Annotated in this window: 22 protein-coding genes and 1 riboswitch; of the genes, 11 read left to right on the top strand and 11 right to left on the bottom strand. The window is 55.1% G+C overall.

Annotated elements, in window-relative coordinates; genetic code table 11:
- Positions 1–19: 19 nt before the first annotated feature.
- The 5 genes from MKY64_RS12990 to MKY64_RS12970 all read left to right on the top strand — a co-directional run bounded on the left by MKY64_RS12990 (position 20) and on the right by MKY64_RS12970 (position 4618).
- Complete coding sequence (locus tag MKY64_RS12990; RefSeq protein WP_340958075.1) at positions 20–1231, top strand: VWA domain-containing protein; 1212 nt, start codon at positions 20–22, stop codon at positions 1229–1231.
- 123 nt (positions 1232–1354) lie between these two features.
- Positions 1355–2440, top strand: a complete 1086-nt coding sequence (asd, locus tag MKY64_RS12985) for an aspartate-semialdehyde dehydrogenase (RefSeq protein WP_340953392.1) — start codon at positions 1355–1357, stop codon at positions 2438–2440.
- Positions 2441–2587: 147 nt separating this feature from the next.
- Positions 2588–2773 (top strand): DUF3934 family protein, encoded by a 186-nt coding sequence (locus tag MKY64_RS12980; RefSeq protein ID WP_036729188.1) that lies wholly within the window; start codon positions 2588–2590, stop codon positions 2771–2773.
- Between the two features lie 116 nt (positions 2774–2889).
- Positions 2890–3585, top strand: a complete 696-nt coding sequence (locus MKY64_RS12975) for a pseudouridine synthase (protein WP_340953391.1) — start codon at positions 2890–2892, stop codon at positions 3583–3585.
- A gap of 94 nt (positions 3586–3679) precedes the next feature.
- Entirely contained in the window at positions 3680–4618 is a 939-nt protein-coding gene (locus tag MKY64_RS12970; RefSeq protein ID WP_340953390.1) for a hypothetical protein, read from the top strand.
- A 94-nt stretch (positions 4619–4712) separates the two neighbouring features.
- Here the strand turns inward: MKY64_RS12970 and MKY64_RS12965 are convergent, their stop codons facing one another.
- Positions 4713–6521 (bottom strand): ABC transporter ATP-binding protein, encoded by a 1809-nt coding sequence (locus tag MKY64_RS12965; protein ID WP_340953388.1) that lies wholly within the window; start codon positions 6519–6521, stop codon positions 4713–4715.
- A 198-nt stretch (positions 6522–6719) separates the two neighbouring features.
- Here MKY64_RS12965 and MKY64_RS12960 point away from each other — a divergent pair, with 198 nt between their 5' ends.
- On the top strand, positions 6720–7292 hold the full coding sequence (locus tag MKY64_RS12960) for a GNAT family N-acetyltransferase (protein WP_340953387.1): 573 nt from the start codon (positions 6720–6722) through the stop codon (positions 7290–7292).
- On the opposite strand, the gene MKY64_RS12955 is transcribed toward MKY64_RS12960, so the two are convergent.
- The 8 genes from MKY64_RS12955 to MKY64_RS12920 form a co-directional block, all read right to left on the bottom strand.
- Positions 7243–7716: a hypothetical protein gene (locus MKY64_RS12955; protein ID WP_340953385.1), complete on the bottom strand. Its 474-nt coding sequence runs from the start codon at positions 7714–7716 to the stop codon at positions 7243–7245. The two genes, MKY64_RS12960 and MKY64_RS12955, sit on opposite strands and share 50 nt — an antisense overlap.
- A gap of 140 nt (positions 7717–7856) precedes the next feature.
- The gene (thiE, locus tag MKY64_RS12950) at positions 7857–8522 is read right to left on the bottom strand and encodes a thiamine phosphate synthase (protein ID WP_340953383.1); all 666 of its coding nucleotides are present in this window, start codon (positions 8520–8522) and stop codon (positions 7857–7859) included.
- A complete protein-coding gene (gene thiD / locus MKY64_RS12945; RefSeq protein ID WP_339256191.1) occupies positions 8519–9346 on the bottom strand; it encodes a bifunctional hydroxymethylpyrimidine kinase/phosphomethylpyrimidine kinase in 828 nt (275 codons plus the stop codon). The genes thiE and thiD overlap by 4 nt, the downstream gene beginning before the upstream one ends.
- Before the next feature lie 23 nt (positions 9347–9369).
- Complete coding sequence (gene thiM / locus MKY64_RS12940) at positions 9370–10173, bottom strand: hydroxyethylthiazole kinase (protein ID WP_268748477.1); 804 nt, start codon at positions 10171–10173, stop codon at positions 9370–9372.
- Positions 10174–10191: 18 nt separating this feature from the next.
- A complete protein-coding gene (locus MKY64_RS12935) occupies positions 10192–11277 on the bottom strand; it encodes an ABC transporter substrate-binding protein (RefSeq protein ID WP_340953381.1) in 1086 nt (361 codons plus the stop codon).
- Positions 11274–12050 (bottom strand): ABC transporter permease, encoded by a 777-nt coding sequence (locus tag MKY64_RS12930; protein ID WP_340953379.1) that lies wholly within the window; start codon positions 12048–12050, stop codon positions 11274–11276. Before MKY64_RS12930 ends, MKY64_RS12935 begins: the two co-directional genes overlap by 4 nt.
- Positions 12031–12801 (bottom strand): ABC transporter ATP-binding protein, encoded by a 771-nt coding sequence (locus MKY64_RS12925; RefSeq protein WP_340953378.1) that lies wholly within the window; start codon positions 12799–12801, stop codon positions 12031–12033. Before MKY64_RS12925 ends, MKY64_RS12930 begins: the two co-directional genes overlap by 20 nt.
- A gap of 130 nt (positions 12802–12931) precedes the next feature.
- Positions 12932–13034: riboswitch (TPP riboswitch) on the bottom strand.
- Between the two features lie 68 nt (positions 13035–13102).
- Positions 13103–13759, bottom strand: a complete 657-nt coding sequence (locus MKY64_RS12920) for a TetR/AcrR family transcriptional regulator (protein WP_340953376.1) — start codon at positions 13757–13759, stop codon at positions 13103–13105.
- Between the two features lie 181 nt (positions 13760–13940).
- On the opposite strand from MKY64_RS12920, the gene MKY64_RS12915 reads away from it, so the two are divergent.
- The 4 genes from MKY64_RS12915 to MKY64_RS12900 all read left to right on the top strand — a co-directional run bounded on the left by MKY64_RS12915 (position 13941) and on the right by MKY64_RS12900 (position 18025).
- Positions 13941–15461 carry a DHA2 family efflux MFS transporter permease subunit gene (locus MKY64_RS12915; protein WP_051478322.1) on the top strand — a complete coding sequence of 507 codons (1521 nt, stop codon included), beginning with the start codon at positions 13941–13943 and terminating at the stop codon, positions 15459–15461.
- Between the two features lie 273 nt (positions 15462–15734).
- Entirely contained in the window at positions 15735–16589 is an 855-nt protein-coding gene (locus MKY64_RS12910; protein WP_036729159.1) for an amino acid ABC transporter substrate-binding protein, read from the top strand.
- Complete coding sequence (locus tag MKY64_RS12905) at positions 16589–17257, top strand: amino acid ABC transporter permease (protein ID WP_036729156.1); 669 nt, start codon at positions 16589–16591, stop codon at positions 17255–17257. The genes MKY64_RS12910 and MKY64_RS12905 overlap by 1 nt, the downstream gene beginning before the upstream one ends.
- A gap of 18 nt (positions 17258–17275) precedes the next feature.
- Positions 17276–18025, top strand: a complete 750-nt coding sequence (locus MKY64_RS12900) for an amino acid ABC transporter ATP-binding protein (protein ID WP_036729154.1) — start codon at positions 17276–17278, stop codon at positions 18023–18025.
- Between the two features lie 210 nt (positions 18026–18235).
- Here MKY64_RS12900 and MKY64_RS12895 read toward each other — a convergent pair whose 3' ends face one another.
- Positions 18236–18910, bottom strand: a complete 675-nt coding sequence (locus MKY64_RS12895) for an S-layer homology domain-containing protein (RefSeq protein ID WP_036729152.1) — start codon at positions 18908–18910, stop codon at positions 18236–18238.
- Between the two features lie 114 nt (positions 18911–19024).
- Complete coding sequence (locus MKY64_RS12890) at positions 19025–19600, bottom strand: hypothetical protein (RefSeq protein WP_340953375.1); 576 nt, start codon at positions 19598–19600, stop codon at positions 19025–19027.
- 287 nt (positions 19601–19887) lie between these two features.
- On the opposite strand from MKY64_RS12890, the gene fur reads away from it, so the two are divergent.
- Positions 19888–20361 carry a ferric iron uptake transcriptional regulator gene (gene fur, locus MKY64_RS12885; protein ID WP_036729146.1) on the top strand — a complete coding sequence of 158 codons (474 nt, stop codon included), beginning with the start codon at positions 19888–19890 and terminating at the stop codon, positions 20359–20361.
- Positions 20362–20388: the final 27 nt, after the last annotated feature.

The raw sequence follows: 20388 nt of genomic DNA, 5'->3' as shown, positions 1-20388 counted from the left end.
AGAGCTGAAGGAAGAGCTGATGGAGGATAATCTGAACGGCGCCCTTACACGCTGGCGGCTGATTCTGGGGCAGGAAGCGGAAGAGGCCTTGCCTGGCTATGGCCAAGGCAGCGGCCGGACGCTAAGTGAGGAAGAGCTGATTATGGATGCGGCACTGGCGGCTATCTATAATGAGACAGGCGCAGGCAAGGCAGAAGGGAGTGCCGCTGCCGCATCGAAGGGCAGAGGTGCAGGCTCGGGACATGCTGCGATTAACCTGTCCAAGTGGCTCGGAGATGTGCGGAATTTCTTCCCGGAGGATGTGGTCTCGGTCATTCAGACGGATGCGATGGAGCGTAAGGGCTGGAAGCAGCTGCTCTTCGAGCCGGAGCTGCTGGCGGCAGTGAAGCCTGATATCCAGCTGGTGGGTACGCTGCTGGCACTCAAGGGCAAAATCCCGGAGAAAACCAAAGAAACCGCAAGGATGCTGGTCCAGGCGCTTGTGGATGAGCTGGTCAAGCTGCTGGAGACCGATATCCGCCGTGCGGTTACCGGAGCGCTTAACAAGCGGCAGCATTCCCCATTGCCTTCACTAAGCGGGCTGGACTGGAAACGGACGATCGAGCGCAATCTGAAGCACTACGATGCGGAGCGGCGGATGATTATCCCCGAGCGCTTCTTCTATTTCGACCGGGCCCGCCGCAGCAAGGAATGGACGGTCATTGTGGATATTGACCAGAGCGGCTCGATGGCCAGCTCTGTGATCTGGGCGTCGGTGATCGGCTCGATCTTCGCCAGTATCCCGGCGCTGAACACGCGTGTCGTTGCTTTTGACACCGAGGTGGTAGACTTGACGGAGCAATGTGCGAATGATCCTGTTGACATGCTCTTCGGCATCCAGCTCGGGGGCGGCACGGATATTCATAAGTCGGTGAAGTATTGCGAGCAGTTCATCGAGGAGCCGAAGAAGACGCTGTTCATTATCGTATCGGATCTGTATGAGAACGGTAATCAGGCCGGTCTGGTCCGGCGGATGCGCGAGCTGCGGGAATCCGGGGTGCGGACGATGACGCTGCTGGCCCTCTCCGATGAGGGTAAGCCTTCCTATGATGAACGGCTTGCCGCTCAGCTCGCCCGTGACGGAACCCCTTGCTTCGCCTGTACTCCGGCACTGTTGCCTGTCCTGGTGGAAGGGGCGCTGAAAGGCCAGGAGCTGGGTGAATTGGCGAAGCGGCTGGGGATGACGCGGTAATTTAATTAGAAGAGGAAACACTTACTTTATAATCACATATTGTGTAACATGCCGCTATCATTTATAATCGGTTATTAAAAAGCACCTTTCGCTAGGCGCTGCTTGAAAGGAAATGAATTTCTTATGTCGAGGAAGCTCAGAGCGGGTATTGTTGGCGGTACCGGTATGGTCGGCCAGCGTTTCATTGCACTTTTGGAGAATCATCCATGGTTTCAGGTAACGGCGATTGCGGCGAGCGCGAATTCAGCCGGCAAGTCCTATGAGGAGTCTGTTCAAGGCAGATGGAAGCTCTCCACCCCTATGCCGGAAGCAGTCAAAGGCATTATGGTTCAAGACGCCTCCAAGGTAGAGGAAGTGGCAGCGGATGTGGATCTGATCTTCTGCGCCGTAGATATGAAGAAGGAAGAGATCAAGGCGCTGGAAGAAGCTTATGCGCGTACCGGAACTCCGGTGATCTCCAACAATTCGGCACACCGCTGGACACCTGATGTTCCGATGGTGATTCCCGAGATTAACCCGGAGCATCTGGAGGTTATCGCCCAGCAGCGCAAACGTCTGGGGACAGAGACCGGCTTCATCGCCGTGAAACCGAACTGTTCCATTCAGAGCTATATGCCTACTCTGAATGCACTTCATGAGTTCAAGCCTTCTAAGGTGGTTGTAACCACTTATCAGGCGATTTCAGGTGCAGGCAAGACCTTCGCGGACTGGCCGGATATGGTAGATAACGTGATTCCTTTCATTGGCGGGGAAGAAGAAAAGAGCGAGCAGGAGCCGCTCCGGATCTGGGGTAAGGTAACCAGTGAAGGGATCGTACCAAGCGAGCAGCCGGTAATCACCACACAGTGTATTCGTGTACCTGTGGCTGACGGCCATATGGCGGCTGTCTTTGTTTCCTTTGAGCAGAAGCCTTCCCGCGAGGAGATTCTGGAACGCTGGAACAGCTTCCAGGGGCGTCCGCAGGAGCTCGGTCTGCCGAGTGCTCCTAAGCAGTTCATCACGTATTTTGAGGAAGAGAACCGTCCGCAGACCCGTCTGGACCGCGATATTGAGAACGGCATGGGCATCTCCGCAGGACGCCTGCGCGAGGATTCACTGTACGATTACAAATTCGTCAGCCTGTCCCACAATACGGTGAGAGGCGCTGCCGGCGGTGCGGTACTGATCGCCGAATTGCTTAAGGCCGAAGGATATATTCAGCCTAAATAAGCCACTTTATGCTCTTGGATAGATACCTGTTATGCAGCCTGCCGGAGGCTCTCCGCGCAGGCTGTTTGCAGTTGGACCTGACAATCCGCCCGAAATAATGGTAAGATAGAGTAATGTACGACGAAAACTGAATATTGACGGAGTGATATTGTGGCAAAAAGTAAAGGCGGCGGCACAGGCAGAGGAACAGGCAGCAAGGGCTGGACCCGCTGGAATAAGACGGCAAAACCCGTGAAGCCGGCCCGAAGCGGCCCTCCCGGAAGCCCAGGTGCCAAAGGAGCCAAACCGGCTAAGAGCAGCAGCGGCAGCAACAAAACCGGAGGCGCTAAATAAGCGGACATCTGCCCATTGATAATTACCAAATATAAGGGTTATAGGTTGGAGGCAACATCTGATGGCTATGTGAATCAGGTGTTCTTTCATATGTAGGACCTGAAAGCGGGTACTTCATGAGAATTAACAAATACATCAGTGAGACCGGTGTCTATCCGCGCAGAGAGACGAACCGGCTGATTGCCGCCGGAAGGATCACGATTAACGGGAAGGTCTGTACGCCTGGAGCAAGCGTGGAGCCTGGAGATACGGTAGCTGTAGACGGAATTACCGTGACTCCAGACCGGGAGGAGCGGGTCTACCTGGCGCTGAACAAGCCGGTAGGCATTACCTGTACAGCCGCCCGGCATGTGGAAGGGAATATCGTAGATTATATCAACTATCCCTCCCGGATTTTTGCCGTCGGCAGATTGGACAAGCACTCGGAAGGGCTGATTCTGATGACCAATGACGGGTCGATTGTCAACCGGATGATGCGTTCCGAGCATAGTCATGAGAAGGAATACCGGGTGAGCGTGGATAAGCCGGTCACGGAAGACTTTTTGGCGGAGATGTCAGCGGGTGTAGATATTCTGGAGACCCGGACCAAGCCATGCCTCACCCGGCGGATCTCGGATCAGGAGTTCATGATTATTCTGACCCAAGGGCTGAATCTGCAGATCCGCCGGATGTGCAAGGCGCTGGGCTACCGTGTGCTCCGCCTGGAGCGCATACGGATTATGCATATCACGCTCAGTGGTCTTCCGCAAGGGCAGTGGAGACGGCTGACGGAGGAAGAGCTCGCAGAGCTTCATGCCAGACTGGAAGATTAGGGGCAACTCACATACCAGTACGGCTTCCGAAGCGGGCTCCCGGACAGGTATACAGGAAGTCATGCTACCACGACACGACATTTAGGAGGATTACATGCGGATTATTAGCTTATTGATAGCCTTAGCGATCATAGCGGGTTGCTCAAGAACAGGGGATGGCAGATCAGCAGATCCGTCTGCAGCGCCAGCCGCTTCCCCGGCAGCGGATCTCTCAGCAGCACCTGGAGGGCATCAGGAGGAAGACGCGGCTGCCGCAGCGCTCGCGGAAGTGTCCCCTGAGATTGCAGATGAGTATTCGGGATTCGTACATATGGATGCGGTTCAGTTGAACGGGCAGATTTTTCAGGTGTATTACTGGAATAAGGGAGAGTTCAGCTATACACAGTTCGCCATCGTTAAGGAGGGCAAAATGGTCTTTGACAGCAAGAAGGCCGGGCTTACCCTGGAAGGCGGCGGCATTTGGAATGAGGAGGAGCAGCTCTGGGCTGAAGCCGTGGTGCAGAACAACCGGAATACCTTCTTGTTCAGTCTGATGGACAACCGTCCCGCGTACGCGTCTATTGTAGTCGAAGAGATCGACGGAACGATGCAGGTAACGGTTAACGATCTGTTCAGCGTGAATTATGAGGATGTGGATCAGGACGGGAGCGAGGATCTGCTGGCCAGCCCTTATCCGGGTCAATCCCCCCTGGGTCCGGCGCTGATGGGCATCTACCAGCTGGAAGGGACGAATTATGTGCCGGATAAGCTGCTAACCAAGCAATATGCGGTAGATCAGCTTCAGCTCAGTGAGCAGGAGTATAAAAACAATCCGTCCGAGCAGACGTTAGAGCAGCTGTTGAACGCCTACCTGATTCTCGGGAAGCGCAGTATCGCACTGACACGGTTCGAAGAGTTCCATGAGTGGGCCGGACAGCTTGCCGGTGACGGCGGGTATGTGGACGAATATCAACGGCTGCTGCGCAGCACGGAGACGGCAGAACAAATCAGCGGCTGGATGGACAAGCTGAAGCCGCTGCGTACTACGAGGTAGGCCGCGCTGATCGCGGACAAGAAGAGGAGAGATTCCCGGGGCAGGTGAGGCTGCTCCGGGAATCTCTTTTTCACGTGTGACTGAACCTGTTGGCTTATGAATCTTCCCGCTGAAACTGCTTGTTGTACAAATCCCGGTATACCCCATTCACAGCCAGCAGGGAAGCGTGCTGCCCCGACTCCACAATCCTGCCGTCCTGAACAACCAGAATATTGTCGGCTGCCATGATGGTAGAGAGACGATGGGCGATGACCATGCTGGTCTTGCCGCGCAGCAATTCTTGCATGGCTTGCTGGATGTAATATTCCGATACCGTGTCCATCGACGAGGTGGCCTCGTCCATAATGATGATGGGCGGATTCTTGAGCAGCACGCGCGCGATGGACATCCGCTGCTTTTCACCGCCGGACAGCTTGATTCCCCGGTTGCCGACAACCGTGTTGTAGCCCTCAGGCAGCTTCAGAATGAAATCATGAATAAAAGCAGCTTCGCAGGCGGCCGTCAGCTCGGCTTCCGTGGCTTCAGCGTTGGCATAGAGCAGATTCTCGCGGATCGTCCCGTTGAACAGGTACGTGTCCTGGGTGACTAGGCCAATCTGCGAGCGAAGCGAATGCAGCGTGAACTCGCGGATGTCCTTGCCGCCGATACGGATCACGCCTGAATCCAGCTCATAGAGCCGGGGAATCAGGTTGGTAATGGTGGTTTTGCCTGCTCCGCTGGGTCCGACCAGGGCAGTCAGTGATCCGGCGGCTGCCGTGAAGGAGATCCCGCTCAGCGCGGGCTTGTCCGGGGCGTAGGCGAAATTCACCTGCTCGAAGACGATGTCTTGTCCCTCAACCCGGCTTGGAAGAGCCAGCTTAGCATCCACAATCAGCGGGTCCATATCAAAATAGTCAAAAATCCGTTCAAACAGCGCCACCGAACGGTTCACATCCACATAGAGATTGGTCATCTGCATAACCGGAATATACAATCTGCTCAGCAGTGCCACGAAGGTGATAATTGCTCCAATGCTTAGCTCTCCCTGGATGAATAAATAACCCCCGTACAGATAAATCAGCATCGGCCCGATACTGGTGAAGGTGGTAAGGACCAGCATAAACCAGCGGCCGGCCATTGATTCGCGGATCTGCAGCCGTGTCGCCTGGGCGTTTACGGTCTGAAAGCTTGCCAGCGCGGTGTCCTCTCTGGTGAACAGCTTCATAAGCATGTACCCGCTGAGGCTGAGCGTCTCTTCAATGATCTGATTCTGCTCCGAGATCTTCTCCTGCGTCTCTTTGGCCAGCTTCCAGCGCACATTGCCCATTTTGCGGGTCGGCACGATGAATAAGGGAATGACCAGGATGCCTAGCAGCGCAAGCTTCCAGTTCATGATGAACAGGGTTACCGCCGTGGAGATCAGAATGAACAGATTGCTGGCACAATTGACGATGGTGCTGTTGAAGACGCCCTGAATTCCGGCAATGTCACTGGTCATCCGGGTGATGACCTCGCCTTGCTTGACGCCTGAGTAGAACTGCAGCGGCATGCTCTGCAGATGGCGGTACATTTGGTTTTTCATATCATGGACAATATTCTGGGAGATAAAAGAGTTCAAATAATTCTGCAGCACGCCGAGCAGTCCTGACACAACCGTTGTAGCCAGCGAGGCGGCAACCAGCAGGAAGAGCAGCTGCAGATTCTTGTCCGGGAGCGCCCGGTCAATGATCTGCTGAATCAGGATAGGAGGGAGCAGCCCCAGCACTGCGGAGATGCACAGCACGGTCATCACCAGCAGCGTCTGCTTCCAGTATGGGACGAAATATTTGACGATGCGTAATAGCAGGGCTTTGGATATATCCGGCTTCGCCTCCTCCTCATCGAACTTTAATTTGCCATGCCCGAAGCCTCCTCCGGGTCCCATGGCTCTGAAGCCTCTCGACAATAGGGTCACCAGCTTTGCTTGAATTTTAGGGATACTATATATGTAAAAAAAATCCTGAAACATGTCTGTCATGGGCATTATACGCCTGGATTTTACGGAAGTAAATGCTAAACTGGATAAGCCGGAATGAAGTGGAGAACGAGATTGCAGCCTTAAGCTTGGGAGGGGAGAAGCAGAATGATTATTGTTGCACAGGGATATGAAAATAAAGGGCTCCGATACACGGTGAGATCCGCCGTACCGCAGGATGCCCATCAGTTATCAGCGCTGAGGCTGAAGATCGACGGGGAGACGGAGAATTTAGACCGGGTTCAGGGGGAAGCATTCATCGGCCCGGAGGGCTTCCGGTCGCTTATAGCGGCGGATATGGCCAGCGGCACGAACCTGTTCCTGGTTGCCGAGGTTCAGGACAGGCTGGCGGGCTTCGCCAGATGTGAAGGAAGTCCGCTTCGCAGGCTGGCCCATCAGGCCGAGTTCGGAGTCGGGGTGCTGCAGGAATTCTGGGGATATGGAATCGGCAGGAGCCTGCTGGAGCAGTCTATCGGCTGGGCGGATACCATCAGTCTGGATAAGCTGAGCTTGAAGGTTCTGGAGAGGAATGACAAGGGGATCCGGCTCTATGAGAGCCTTGGCTTCGAGGTCGAGGGTGTCCTGCGCAGAGATAAGCGGCTGGCAGACGGACAATTCTATTCTACTATTGTTATGGGCAGATTACGCGGGGATAGAGGGGGTAGCGTAAGCCAAATGTAATCGAAAAACCGAACACAATTGGACTGGGCGCGCCGCGTAGGCCGAATGTAATCGAAAAACCGATCATAATTGGATTGGGAGCGCCACGTAAGCCGAATGTAATCGAAAAACCGATCATAATTGGATTGGGAGCGCCACGTAAGCCGAATGTAATCGGAAAACCGATCATAATTGGATTGGGAGCGCCGCGTAGGCCGAATGTAATCGAAAAACCGATCATATTTGGATTGGGCGCGCCACGTAAGCCGAATGTAATCGAAAAACCGATCATAATTGGACAGGGAGCGCCACGTAAGCCGAATGTAGTCGAAAAACCGATCATAATTGGATTGGGAGCGCCGCGTAGGCCGAATGTAATCGGAAAACCGATCATATTTGGATTGGGCGCGCCACGTAAGCCGAATGTAATCGAAAAACCGATCATAATTGGACTGGGCGCCCTGGTTAACGTTATATGTCGCCACAAAGAGACGGGTGGAAAAGTGAGGTACACCCTATGCGTGGCATGAGGCACCCGCATCGTTCCACCAGCATCGTTCCACCCGCAGCGTGCCTGGTTTGAAATTATGAAGAAGGAGCAGTGACGAGCTGCGCGAACCTACGCGTGGTCTTGCGTATATCCTCAGCTCCGGCAATGGCCGAGATGATGGAGAGACCATCCGCACCCGCCCGGATGACCGGTGGGGCATTCTCCAGGGTGATGCCGCCGATTCCCACCACAGGAATGCTCAGGCCGCTTCGTTTTAGCTCTTCAATGACAGTAGTTCCCCGGACGGCCTGGGCATCATCCTTGGACGAAGTAGGATAGACAGGACCGACTCCGAGATAATCGGCGCCGTCCGCGATAGCCTGCCGGGCTTCCGTCAGATTATGTGCGGAGACTCCGATGATCTTATGCTCACCGAGCTGTTCCCGGATCAGCCTGGCAGGCAGATCATCCTGGCCGACATGAATGCCATCGGCATCCAGCGCAGCGGCAAGCTCTAGATCATCGTTCACGATGAACGGGATGTTATAGGCCCGGCAGATCTGCCGGAGCTGTTGCCCTAGACGGAGCAGTGCGGCACCCTTGAGCGCAGCGGGACCCTTTTCCCGGAATTGGAACAGAGTGATGCCCCCAGCAGCAGCAGCGGTTAAAGTGTCCTCGGGTGATTGGCGGCAGTTCACACTGCCCATAATGAAGTACAGCTTCAGCAGTCTGCGCATATCCTCGCTATCTATCCGTGTCATAGCGGTATCCCCCTTGATCTCATCCGGTTCCCATAAGCAAAATGATTTGTCGGCCCCTGCCCGGCCCCGATATTTAGACTATCCTCAATCGCCGCTTGAATGAAGGCCTTGGCGGTATGGACGGCTTCAGGCATGGAGCGGCCCAGCGCAAGACCCGCCGTCACCGCAGCCGAGAAGGTACAACCGGTTCCGTGAGTATGCTTCGTCGCAATCCGCGGGCTGGACATATACTGGAATTCCCGTCCGTCATAGAGCAGATCCACGGCCTCATCTCCTGAGGAGTCATGTCCGCCTTTCAAGATAATGTACTCGGGTCCCATCTGATGAAGCAGTCTTGCCGCCTGTTCCCGGTCTTCCCGGCTCTCAATCTTCATACCTGTCAACATCTCTGCTTCTGGAAGATTGGGGGTGATGGCAAGCGAGAGAGGAAGCAGGCTTGTAATCAGCGCCTGTACTGCCTCCTGGAGCAGCAGCTGTGAGCCGCCCTTGGCGACCATGACCGGATCGATCACCAGCTTCTGCTGCCAGCCGTACTGCTGCACTTTACTGGCAACCACACGGATAATGTCACTGCTGAACAGCATCCCTGTCTTAATGGCATCCGGCGGCAGATCACTGCCGATCGAATCTAACTGGGCTGCAACGGTCTCAGGCTCCATCGGATAGACCCCCTGGACACCTAGTGTGTTCTGGGCGGTGAGTGCAGTAAGTGCAGACATGCCGTACACCCCCAGCTCCTGAAACGTCTTCAAATCCGCCTGAATCCCGGCCCCGCCGCCGCTGTCAGAGCCGGCAATGGTCAACGCTTTGCGTATGCTAGTCATCTTTTCCCCTCCTTTGCGGCGTTTTAGGCTTCGAGCAGCTTCAGCCGTGAGCGGCTGCTGTATTGCTCCGGGGTAACTAGTGACAATTGATTCAGGAACCCAATCTGGAAGCTGCCCGGACCTTGGGCTTCAGCCGCCTCAGCGGCAAGCTCTGCTGCCACGCCGTAGAAGGAGAGGGCCTCGGCAGCCGCCTCAAGCACCTCCCCGCCGCTTACGGCAAGAAATGCACCCACCACCGCACTGAGCAGACAGCCGGTTCCGGTCACCCGGGTCAGGATGGAGTGCCCGTTGCTGGCGATATAAGTGCGCTTGCCATCTGTGATGATGTCTTCCTTGCCGGTGATAATTACGACACAGTTCAGCTTCTGCGCTGCTTTAATGGCTAGAGCTACTACATCGCCCTCGCCTGCTCCGGCATCCACGCCTTTGCTAGCCCAGCTCTCCCCGGCCACATTGGCAACCTCGGCCACATTGCCGCGCAGCGCAGTAAGCTGTAGCTCACTGAGCAGCTTAGCTGTAACATCCGTGCGGTAGGCGGTAGCACCGGCTCCAACGGGATCAAGCACGAGCGGTACATGGTGGCGGTTCGCAGCCTTTCCGGCCTCGATCATGGAAGCAATGGCAGCTTCATTCAGTGTACCGATGTTCAGCACAACCGCGCCGGACATGGCGGCGACATCCGCTACTTCTTCAATGGCATCGGCCATGAACGGCGAAGCTCCCAGGGCCAGAAGCCCATTAGCTGTGAAGTTAGCAACTACGATATTCGTGATATTATGCACCAGCGGGTTCGCCTGGCGTACTTTTGACAGATAAGACATATGAATTCCTCCTGAAAGATGTAATTAGAAATTAATAAAAGCATTCTTAACATCCACTTCGGCAGCCAGCAGTCCGTTCTCGCTCAGCCACTGGTTCACCTTCTCCCATGATGCGCTGTCCTGATAGCCGAAGGGCTGGGAACCGGCATCCATCAGCGGCAGCAGGATCTCCAGACTGCGCTGCTCAATGGCTTCATCCAGCGGTGCGGTATCCTCCTGATGGGTAAGCAGCAGCTTCAGCGCTTCATCCGGGTGATCGGCAGTATACTGCTGGCCTTTTCTGATCGCATCCACGAATTTGTGATAAAAGCCCTGTGAATCCTGCAGTCCCTGCTCACTGGCGACCAGCACCAGCTCATAATAATCCGGGACCCCGTAATCCACAGGATTGAAAGAGCGGACCGGATGGCCTTCCTGCTCCAGAATCAGCTGTTCATGGTTGATGAACCCGCCCATAATGCCATCCACCCGTCCGGTGGAGAGAGCAGGGATCAGCTCATAGCCGACATCCACCAGCTTGAGGGAGGAAGGGTCCCCGCCGTCGCTTTTGACCATCGTGTTCAGCATGGCTTCATACAACGGGACGGAGGAATATCCGGCTTGCTTGCCGGACAGCTCTCCCGGGCGGGTGATGCCGCTGTCTGCAGCTACCATGAGATGATTCAGCGGGTGGCGCACCAGCGCAGCAATCGACTTGACCGGAATCTGCTCCCCCCGTGCCATCAATACCTGCGGCTGGTAACTGAGTGCCAGGTCCACCTTTCCCGCAGCAACAAGCTTCAGCGCATCATTGGTATCGGCCGGCATCTGAATATCAACCTCCAGACCTTCCTCAGCGAAATAGCCTTCAGCCTCTGCCGCATACAAAAAAGAGTGGACAGCATTGGGATACCAGTCGAGCATAATCGTCAGCTTATGGACTGCGCCTTCGGCTCCAGTCCCAGCTTCAGAAGTGGCTGTAGTCCCCGCCGAAGAGCCGGAGGCCGCCGGACTGTTCGTATTGGTGCAGCCTGCCAGGACGGGCAGCATACAGAGCAGCAGAGCAGACAGTAGAACGGTTGGCCTTGAAATCACATGGTGCAGATAACGGAAATAGCGGATAGTAGTCATGAATAACGTCCTCTTTTCTTCAGAATAATCTTCTCCAGTGCGGCGACAGCCAGAAACAGCAGGATACCGAGCACGGATAACAAGACAACAGCGGCGAACATCTTGGCACTCTGGAGATTCCCTGCCATTCTGCGGCTGAAATAGCCCAGCCCCTGGCTGCCTCCAAGCCATTCCCCAATGGTTGCACCGATCACACAGTACACAGCCGACAGCTTCAGTCCGGAGAAAAAAGAGGGCAGGGCCAGCGGAACGCCCACCTTCCCGAGAATCTGCCAGCGGTTCGCGCCATATGTCAGCAGCAGCTCCCGGTAGGCGTCCGTGTTCTTGGACAAGCCGTCATAGGTGCCGATGACCACCGGGAAGAAAGCAGTCAGGAAGACAACGGCGACCTTACTCCATAGGGTGTAGCCGAACCACATGATGAACAGGGGAGAGAGCGCGATCAGCGGAACCGTCTGGCTGATGATCAGCAGCGGGTACAGCGCCTTGGCCAGCGGACTGAACAGGTGCATGGCGATTCCCAGCAGGCAGCCGCAGACCACAGACAGTGCGAAGCCCGTGAGTACCTCAAGCAGTGTAGCCGGCAGATGCACCCCGAATAACAGGCGGCGTTCCTCCAGCAAGGCCTTGCAGACCGCAGACGGAGCCGGAAGAATGAAGGGAGGAACCAGGCCCAGCCGGGCTACAGTCTCCCAGACTGCAAGCGTCAGCAGGGCGAGCAGGGAAGCCGGACCGTAGTGCTGGAGCAATCTTCTAGGAGCGGCGGTTCTCATATAGCTTCAGCTCCAATTCCTGGCGCAGGGCGGCGAACTGCGGTAGATAGTTCAGACTGTGATGGCGCGGACGGGGGAGACCGGCTGGGAATTCCTGCATCCCGCCGCCGCCACTGCCCGTCATTAGATAGATTCTGTCACTGAGCAGCAGAGCCTCCTCCAGATCATGGGTGATGAACAGCACCGTCTTGTCCAACTCCGCCCATAACTCGAGCAGCCAGCGCTGCAGTGAGCGCTTGGTAATGGCATCGAGCGCCCCGAACGGCTCATCGAGCAGCAGCAGGTCATTCCCCGCCGCCACGGTGCGGAGGACCGCCACGCGCTGGCGCATCCCGCCGGACAGCTCCTGGGGATAAGCCCCTTCGGTTCCCTCTAGGCCGAAGCGTTGCAGCAGGGTAAGAATCTCGGCCACGGCGGCCGCTTTGGGACGGCTGCGCTTGAGTTCCCAGGGCAGCAGACAGTTGTCCAGCACGGTCCGCCAAGGCAGGAGAAGATCCTGCTGCGGCATGTAGGCCACACTGCCCAGCCTCTTCGCTGCTGTAGCGGACTCGGCTCCGTTCAGCGTAATCCTGCCGTTGTCCGGCTCCAGCAGGCCGGCGATGATTTTGAACAAGGTGCTTTTGCCGCATCCGCTTCCGCCTACGACAGAAATGAATTCGCCGCGCTGCACATTCATGGATAGCTCTGAGAAGACGGGTGTCCGGGACGAACCGGTCCCGAAAGCATAGGATAGATTGCTAATGTTGATCATAAGACTATGTACAAGCCTCCCCGGATTGAAATAGAACCTGCGAGGAGCACAAAAAAGCCCCATTCATTCCCGGAGGCAATGAATGGGGCGGAAGGTACAGTCGGCTGCGGCCCTGTGACGGGAACCACTGATACATTCTGCTCCACTTCCCTCCGCTGGTATGATCCAGATCAGGTTCAAAGGGTCCGGAGCTTAAGCTCCGTCTCAGTCGGCCGACTCCCCTAGTGAATTAACAGGTGTTATTGAATTCGTAATTGCTACTTAATATACCACAAATTCCCCTCTTGTAAAGAGCAGGCGGTCAGCGCTTCGCCAGACCGGTCACGAACAAGGTGACGATGCCCCGGGAGATGTCCAACTTGGAGGAGTGGTGCCGCTTTTGCTCATACAGGTACAGATCAGGGCTGAGAACAGAGATTAAGGCCGTGGCCGCAAAGGCAGGATCAATGTCAATAATCTCATCGCCCTCCGCAGCACGCTGCAGCAGCTCTGTCATCATCACCCCCAGCCGCTGAAAAAAAGGATGCTCAAACTGGGTCAGCTGCTTCTTACCTGTGAACTCGGCTTTGATCATATTCAGCAGCTCGGCATACTGCTCAATGAAATCGGCAATCTGCTCAATGCTGCTCTGCAGCTGAGCGAGAGCCGGAGCTTCACCGGCACTGGCAGCCACCTGCTGCTCCAGCCCGGACAGGAATTGATCTGCGCTGCCCTTCAGCAGTGCAGAACAGATCTCACCCTTGTCCGTGAAGCGGCGGTACAGGGAGCCTTGTCCTATGCCTGCCCGCTTGGCAATGCTGTACATGCTGACTGCCTCAAGTCCGCTCTCGGTGAACAACTGGCGTGCAGCTTCAAGAATCCGCTGTACATAAGGATCGGCGGACTCGGGCGGAGCGGATTCTTTGGCTTGCGGAGCTGAGCGCGGGAGCTGTGCAGCATCGGTGTCTGGCTTTTTCATGAGAACCCCTTTCAGAAATAAATCAGCGATTTACAGAAAAATAAATAAAAGAATTGACACAACGGACAATTGTCCGTAGACTATGAATTGCACTTACGGACAGTTGTCCGTTCACTCATTATATAGAACAATCTGCCCGCAGGTCAATGTAGAACGCGGACAGCTCAGGAGGAGAAGAGACATGGATCAGACCTTGAAGCAGGAAGCCGATTTCCGGCTGTCCAGCATTCTGGTTCCGCTGCTGGCCATTATTGCCGGAGTATTTATGGTTGTGCTGGACAGTACGGCGATGAATGTAGCCTTGTCCAGGCTGGTGGTGGATTTCAAGACGGACCTGCATACGCTGCAGTGGGTAGTTACCGGATATATGCTGGCTCAGGCTTCAGTTATTCCGCTGTCAGGCTGGCTGTCTGACCGGTTCGGGGCCAAGACGGTCTTCCTGACGGCGGTAATTGTGTTTACGATAGGCTCGATTCTGTGCGCTACACCAAGCAGCGCCGAATGGCTGATTGTGTTCCGGGTCATTCAGGGACTTGGCGGCGGCTGTGTGCTCCCTGTCGGGATGGCCTATGTGTACAGACTGGCTCCCAAAAGTAAGGTTGGCGTTGTCATGGGGATTATGGGCATTCCCGTCCTGTTCGCACCCGCTATTGGTCCGGTATTGTCGGGCTGGCTGGTTGAATACCATTCCTGGCGCTGGATCTTCCTCATTAATATTCCGATTGGCATCATTGCTGTGCTGATCGGACTGCGCAAGCTGCCGAATGCGGCGAAGAACAGCGTGCCCGGCATGGATAAGCTCGGTATGGTTCTTGGCCCGCTGGCGTTTGCTTCGCTCACTTACGGGGTCAGCCAGGGCGCGCAGAGCTGGACCTCTGAGAAGACGCTGATCGGGCTGCTGCTGGGCGCTGTGGCGCTGATCGCTTTTGTCATCGCTGAACTGCGCTCCAAGACACCGCTGCTGGAGCTGCGGATTCTGAAATCCGTTGATTTCACGACAGGGATCATCGTGCAGTGGATTGCCCAGTTCGGCTTATATGGCGCGTTATTCCTGCTCCCGCAATTTCTGCAGCAGGCCCGCGGCTTCGGCGCATTTGATACCGGCCTGACGCTGCTGCCGCAAGCGATCGCTTCCGGGCTGATGATGCCAATTGCCGGAATACTGTTCGACCGGATCGGTGTGCGCTGGCTCGTGGTCTGCGGTCTCAGTCTGGTCTCCGGTGCGTTATTCCAGTATTCCCATGTGGATCTTACCACGCAGAGCCGCGACCTGATCCTTCCGCTGATCATGTGCGGGGCCGGAATGGGTATGATGATGATGCCGATGAATACGCATCTGCTCAACAAGGCGCCAAGCCATCTGGTGAACCGGGTAACCTCGCTGACGAATTCGATGCAGCAGGTGATTACCTCGCTGGCCGTCTCGACGCTGGTTACGATTCTGACGGCAAGAACAACGGCGCGCGGTACCGAGATGCAGGAGGCCGCTGCCGCTGCCGGAAAGAGTACCGCAGGCGCTTCGCAGGATGCCTTGCTGCTGGCTAAGCAGACGGTATTGTCGCAGGGCTTCGCGGACACGTTCCACATTATGATGTTTGTCGCGCTTGGCGGTGCGGTCCTTGGACTGCTGCTGCGCCGGGGCCGCCATTCCGGAGCTGAGCGTTCCAAGGAAAAGGCGGCACCGGAAATCATGCACGTATAGCTATGCCCACACAGAAGCAGAGCTTGTAACATCCATAGAGCAGCGATTCTCCTTTTGCCGGAGGGTCGCTTTTTTTTGTTGATTTCTGTTCTGAATATCCTGATGCAGGAGCAGAATTTGGGGCAAGCTAAGCTATGGAAAATCAATACAATATAAATCCGATGCATATAATCGGAAAAAGTTATTGACGCAGGTAACACCCCGGTGTTACGATTCATTTTGCCACTAATTACGGTGCCTGAAGAGAAGAAGATACGAGAGGGGATTCATCGAATGAAAAAACTAAGTCTAACTATTATGCTGCTCCTGACCATGGTCACGGCTGCGGCTTGCGGAAGCAACAATACGGACAAGACAGCAACGGGCGGCAACACTCCGGCTGAACCTACGGCTGCGGCTACAGAGGGTGCAGCTTCCGGGGAGCAGAACAGCCTGGAAGCCGTCAAAGCCAGCGGCAAGCTGCGCATCGGAACGGAAGGGACCTACGCACCGTTCACCTTCCATGATGCAGACGGCAAGCTGACGGGCTTCGATGTCGAGATCGCCGAAGAAGTCACCAAGCGCTTGGGTGTGAAGCCGGAGTTCATTGAGACGCAATGGGATGGGATTTTTGCCGGGATGGATGCGAAGCGCTTCGATGTGATCTTCAATGAAGTCTCTATCACCGATGAGCGCAAAGTGAAATATGATTTCTCTGATCCGTATATTGTCTCCAAGGCTGTGCTGATCGTGCCGGAGGATAATCAGGATATTAAGACATTCGCTGATCTCAAGGGTAAAAAAGCCGGCCAGTCGCTCACCAGCAACCTCGGCAAAATCGCCACAGACAACGGTGCCGAGATCGTATCTACCGAAGGCTTCAACCAGGCGATTGATCTGCTGCTCTCCGGACGGATTGACGCCACTGTCAATGACGGCTTGTCTTTCCTAGATCTGAAGAAGCAGAAGCCGGATGTCAAGATCAAGCAGGTGGATGAGATTGCCGAAGGCTCGCATAGTGCCGCAGTCTTCCTGAAAGGGAATGACGAGCTGGTGCAGGCTGTGAACGAAGCACTGACCGCTATGAAAAGCGACGGAACCTACCTTAAGATCTCCGAGAAGTACTTCGGCACTGACGTATCGAAATGATGGATGACCGCCAAATACAAATATTTCTCGATTCATTGCTGCCTCTGTTCAAAGCAGGGGTGGCTTTTACCCTTCCGTTAGCACTGGTATCATTCATCCTGGGCCTGCTGCTGGCTGTAATTACGGCACTTGCCCGGCTGTCCTCCTGGAGGCTTCCGCGGCTGATCGCCCGCTTCTACGTATGGGTGATTCGGGGAACGCCGCTGCTGGTGCAGCTGTTTATTATTTTCTATGGACTGCCCGCTGCCGGGATTGTGCTTGATCCGTTCATCGCCGCTGTCATCGGGTTCACGCTCAGTGTTGGGGCCTACTCCTCCGAGATTGTCCGGGCTGCCATCCTGTCTATCCACAAAGGCCAGTGGGAGGCCGCGTTCTCGGTGGGAATGAGCCGGAAGCAGGCTTTGCGCCGGGTGATATTGCCTCAAGCGGCCCGTGTGTCGGTTCCGCCGTTATCGAATTCTTTTATTAGCCTGGTCAAGGATACTTCGCTTGCGGCCAGTATTACTTATGTTGAGATTTTCCGAAAAGCCCAGCAGATTGTGGCGACATCCTATGAACCCCTGCTGCTGTATTGCGAAGCGGCGTTGTTCTATCTGCTGTTCTGTTCCGTGTTGTCGGCGCTGCAGAATTACTTGGAGAAGCGGCTGGACCGGTATTCGGCCAGTTAAGGTTAAGGAGGCATACGCATGATTGAAATACGCGATTTACATAAGTCCTTCGGGCCGCTTGCGGTGCTGAAAGGTGTGGATCTCGCCGTTGAACACGGCCAGGTCATGGTCATTATCGGACCTTCCGGCTCCGGCAAAACCACGCTGCTGCGCTGCTTCAACCTGCTGGAGACCCCTGACAAGGGCAGTCTTACGCTGAACACGATTAAGCTGGATTTCACCCCGGGCGCCAAAATTCCACAGCGTACCGTACTGTCCCTGCGCCAGCAGACAGGAATGGTGTTCCAGTCCTATAATCTGTTCCCGCATATGACGGCGATCGGCAATGTCATGGAGGGACAGATCACGGTGCAAAAGCGTTCCAAGGAGGAAGCGCGCAGCAAGGCACTGGCACTCTTGGACAAGGTGGGTCTGGCAGACAAGGCAGATGCGTATCCGCATCAGCTGTCCGGCGGCCAGCAGCAGCGTGTAGCGATAGCCCGCGCCATGGCGGTCTCGCCGGAGGTGCTGCTGTTCGATGAGCCGACCTCGGCGCTTGACCCTGAGCTGGTCGGCGAGGTGCTGAAGGTCATCAAGCAGCTGGCCCGGGAGGGGATGACGATGGTTATCGTCACCCATGAGATGAAATTCGCGGCCGATGTGGCCGACCGGATCATCCTGATGGATAACGGAGTCATTCTGGAGCAGGGAACCCCCCGGGAGGTACTGGAGCAGACGAAGAACCCGCGCGCACTTCAATTCCTGAACCGGCTAAGCGGGGAAGAGTGATTGCGAGACGGAGTATATTAAGGCAGACCGGGAGGGGAGTCCTGGTCTGTCTTTTTATTGCTGCCCAGTTTGTGATCGTCACAGAATACTCACAATAAGCCTACGTATTTCCTGTCAAAAAAACAAGACTGCCCCTAGCCGTAACGGCTTCCGGGACAGCCTATTATCTATCATACGCGGGGGAGCGGTATGAACGAATCCAACTTTCCTTTACTTCTGTGTGCCGCCATCGCTAACGGACTTCAAGTAGTCCAGCGTGTTATATAGCATTACTGCTGCTTCAGCGCGGGTAATATTGCTCTTCGGATTGAACTTGCCGCTGGCATCGAGGGCAGTGATCTTGTATTTCAGCGCCCGCTGAATGCTGCCCTGATAGGAAGGGTCCAGCGCGTCTGCATCTGTAAGTTCAACTGGGACAAGATTGATCATCGGAAGGTTACCGGCCTTTTCCACGGCTTGAACCAGCATACTGGTATACAGCTCTTTGGTAATCGGCTTGGCCGGATCGATATTGGCCGGGATATTCACACCATTATAATGGGCATTGATGAAGGCTTCGGCGTACCAGGCATTGTCTTTTACTTTGGAGAAAAGCGCACTTGCCTGTGGTGCCTTATTGAAATCAATCGCTGCCAGGCTAAGCTGGAGACCGCCGGAGATAAACTGTATCCCCTGCGCTGTAGTTACTGTGGATGCCGGCAGGAATTGGGTGTCGGAGATTCCTTTGATCAGGCCCTGCTCCTTCAGAGAGTTGATCTTATCCTTACCGGTCACCTGGCCGATATCTTTGAAGCTGCTGCCGGCTGCGAAAATTTGTCCGCCAAGAGAGAAGGAAAGGAGGGTTACTGCTGTAATAGCTGCGATCGTGTTTTTTTTCATACTCATCTGAATTCCACCTCTATTATAGGGTTGGGCCGTTTGGCCTGTATCAACTCCTCTAACGTAATGAGATCAGAAAAGGTTGCAAGCGAATGTATCCCGGTCTACAGGTCCGGCCAGCTACATCATTTCCTGAAACAGCAGATTGCGGTAGGGGTACCGGCTGAATCTGGTCTTGAAGAGCAGCGCTATTCCGCTCTCTTCAATCGTTACAGATTTCAGCGACGTTGTTCTCACCAGACTGCGGACCATCGCCCTTACCGCCCGGTTGTCCTTACGCCGGATGGCGGCAGCCATCGCTTCCGCGAAGCTCCGGTTAACCGCAAGCTCGCGGTACAACGGGATGATGGAACGCGCTATGCAGCGGTGGGCGTCTGTATTGAAGGTGAACTGGGCGGTTCCCGGCGGAATCGTCGTTCCGTTAGTATAGAAGGCAACAGGCAGCGGGAAAGGGAAAGAGATGAAATAACCGATCCCGTTCGTTCCGTAATTCTCCGCATCCGCAAGTGCGGGGATACTGTGGAGCAAGCTGCCCATCAGGTCCAGGTCGGCAGTGACAATCGCGGTTGTCCATTGCCTGGCATAACTGCGGTTTCCGGCAATTTTCCGGTAGAACGGCAGCATGGCCGCAGCTACGCTGCGCAGTACACGGGCTGTTACAAGCCGCTGCGTCTGCTTAGGTTGTACTTTCGCCATCCGGATCATCCTCACTTTTTACATATTCGTTTCAATATAAGCACCTATAGGTTTCATGTGATCTTGATATAGAGTATGGGGATAGCGGGCACTTCGGAATGGGCGGACCCGGTTTCGGCAGAAATATTATCTATGCGTGGAGCGGCAGAGGGGGGGCTATTACGGGCAAGTGGTGTTATACTGGTGTCAGGACTTTTCTTTGACGGGCAAGTTTGTTATGCTTATATCGTAACGATTACTAATTATTCTGCGGGAATTGTTCTGCTTCCGGAAAGGTGGGAACCCGGGTGAACCGAGTGGCAAATATCAGCCAGCAGTTTGCGGCTCATAACTATAAGCTTACACCACAGCGTGAGGCGATAGTGAGGGTGCTGCTGGATAATGAGAAGGATCATCTAAGCGTGGAAGAGGTATATATGCTGGTCAAGCGCAGTTACCCGCATTTGGGGCTGGCGACCGTCTACCGTACCTTGGAGCTGCTGTGTGAACTTCATATTGTGCAAAAAATGAATTTCGGCGACGGCGTCGCCCGTTATGATCTGCGCGACGACGATCATGTGCATATGCATCATCACCTGATCTGTAATGTATGCGGTAAGCTGGAAGAGATCAAGGATGATTGGCTGGTGGAGCTGGAGGCGCGGGTAGCCCGTGAATATGGCTTCAGTGTGACTGATCACCGTCTCGATTTCAAAGGCACCTATAATAGCTGTCAAAAGAACGGCTGCAAGGGCGACAAGGACTGCCGCGCCGTCTCATAAGCACAACTGCAACGCACAGAAGGCGCA

Origin of the sequence: Paenibacillus sp. FSL R7-0210 (assembly GCF_038009085.1) — a bacterium.
Taxonomy (GTDB): Bacteria; Bacillota; Bacilli; order Paenibacillales; family Paenibacillaceae; genus Paenibacillus_AQ; species Paenibacillus_AQ silagei.
Note: the sequence above shows the minus strand (reverse complement) of the source record. Positions and strands in the feature narration are given on the sequence as shown.

What these genes read in the sequence shown, in the direction of transcription:
- MKY64_RS12910 (WP_036729159.1), top strand. Translation starts at nt 15,735, where the DNA reads ATGAAAAAACTAAGTCTAACTATTATGCTGCTCCTGACCATGGTCACG.
- MKY64_RS12960 (WP_340953387.1), top strand. Translation starts at nt 6,720, where the DNA reads ATGATTATTGTTGCACAGGGATATGAAAATAAAGGGCTCCGATACACG.
- MKY64_RS12895 (WP_036729152.1), bottom strand. Translation starts at nt 18,910, where the DNA reads ATGAGTATGAAAAAAAACACGATCGCAGCTATTACAGCAGTAACCCTC.
- MKY64_RS12975 (WP_340953391.1), top strand. Translation starts at nt 2,890, where the DNA reads ATGAGAATTAACAAATACATCAGTGAGACCGGTGTCTATCCGCGCAGA.
- thiD (WP_339256191.1), bottom strand. Translation starts at nt 9,346, where the DNA reads ATGACTAGCATACGCAAAGCGTTGACCATTGCCGGCTCTGACAGCGGC.
- MKY64_RS12935 (WP_340953381.1), bottom strand. Translation starts at nt 11,277, where the DNA reads ATGACTACTATCCGCTATTTCCGTTATCTGCACCATGTGATTTCAAGG.
- MKY64_RS12900 (WP_036729154.1), top strand. Translation starts at nt 17,276, where the DNA reads ATGATTGAAATACGCGATTTACATAAGTCCTTCGGGCCGCTTGCGGTG.
- MKY64_RS12970 (WP_340953390.1), top strand. Translation starts at nt 3,680, where the DNA reads ATGCGGATTATTAGCTTATTGATAGCCTTAGCGATCATAGCGGGTTGC.
- MKY64_RS12915 (WP_051478322.1), top strand. Translation starts at nt 13,941, where the DNA reads ATGGATCAGACCTTGAAGCAGGAAGCCGATTTCCGGCTGTCCAGCATT.
- MKY64_RS12930 (WP_340953379.1), bottom strand. Translation starts at nt 12,050, where the DNA reads ATGAGAACCGCCGCTCCTAGAAGATTGCTCCAGCACTACGGTCCGGCT.
- MKY64_RS12955 (WP_340953385.1), bottom strand. Translation starts at nt 7,716, where the DNA reads ATGATCGGTTTTTCGATTACATTCGGCTTACGTGGCGCGCCCAATCCA.
- asd (WP_340953392.1), top strand. Translation starts at nt 1,355, where the DNA reads ATGTCGAGGAAGCTCAGAGCGGGTATTGTTGGCGGTACCGGTATGGTC.
- thiE (WP_340953383.1), bottom strand. Translation starts at nt 8,522, where the DNA reads ATGACACGGATAGATAGCGAGGATATGCGCAGACTGCTGAAGCTGTAC.
- MKY64_RS12990 (WP_340958075.1), top strand. Translation starts at nt 20, where the DNA reads ATGGAGGATAATCTGAACGGCGCCCTTACACGCTGGCGGCTGATTCTG.
- MKY64_RS12920 (WP_340953376.1), bottom strand. Translation starts at nt 13,759, where the DNA reads ATGAAAAAGCCAGACACCGATGCTGCACAGCTCCCGCGCTCAGCTCCG.
- MKY64_RS12890 (WP_340953375.1), bottom strand. Translation starts at nt 19,600, where the DNA reads ATGGCGAAAGTACAACCTAAGCAGACGCAGCGGCTTGTAACAGCCCGT.
- MKY64_RS12905 (WP_036729156.1), top strand. Translation starts at nt 16,589, where the DNA reads ATGGATGACCGCCAAATACAAATATTTCTCGATTCATTGCTGCCTCTG.
- MKY64_RS12925 (WP_340953378.1), bottom strand. Translation starts at nt 12,801, where the DNA reads ATGATCAACATTAGCAATCTATCCTATGCTTTCGGGACCGGTTCGTCC.
- MKY64_RS12965 (WP_340953388.1), bottom strand. Translation starts at nt 6,521, where the DNA reads ATGGGACCCGGAGGAGGCTTCGGGCATGGCAAATTAAAGTTCGATGAG.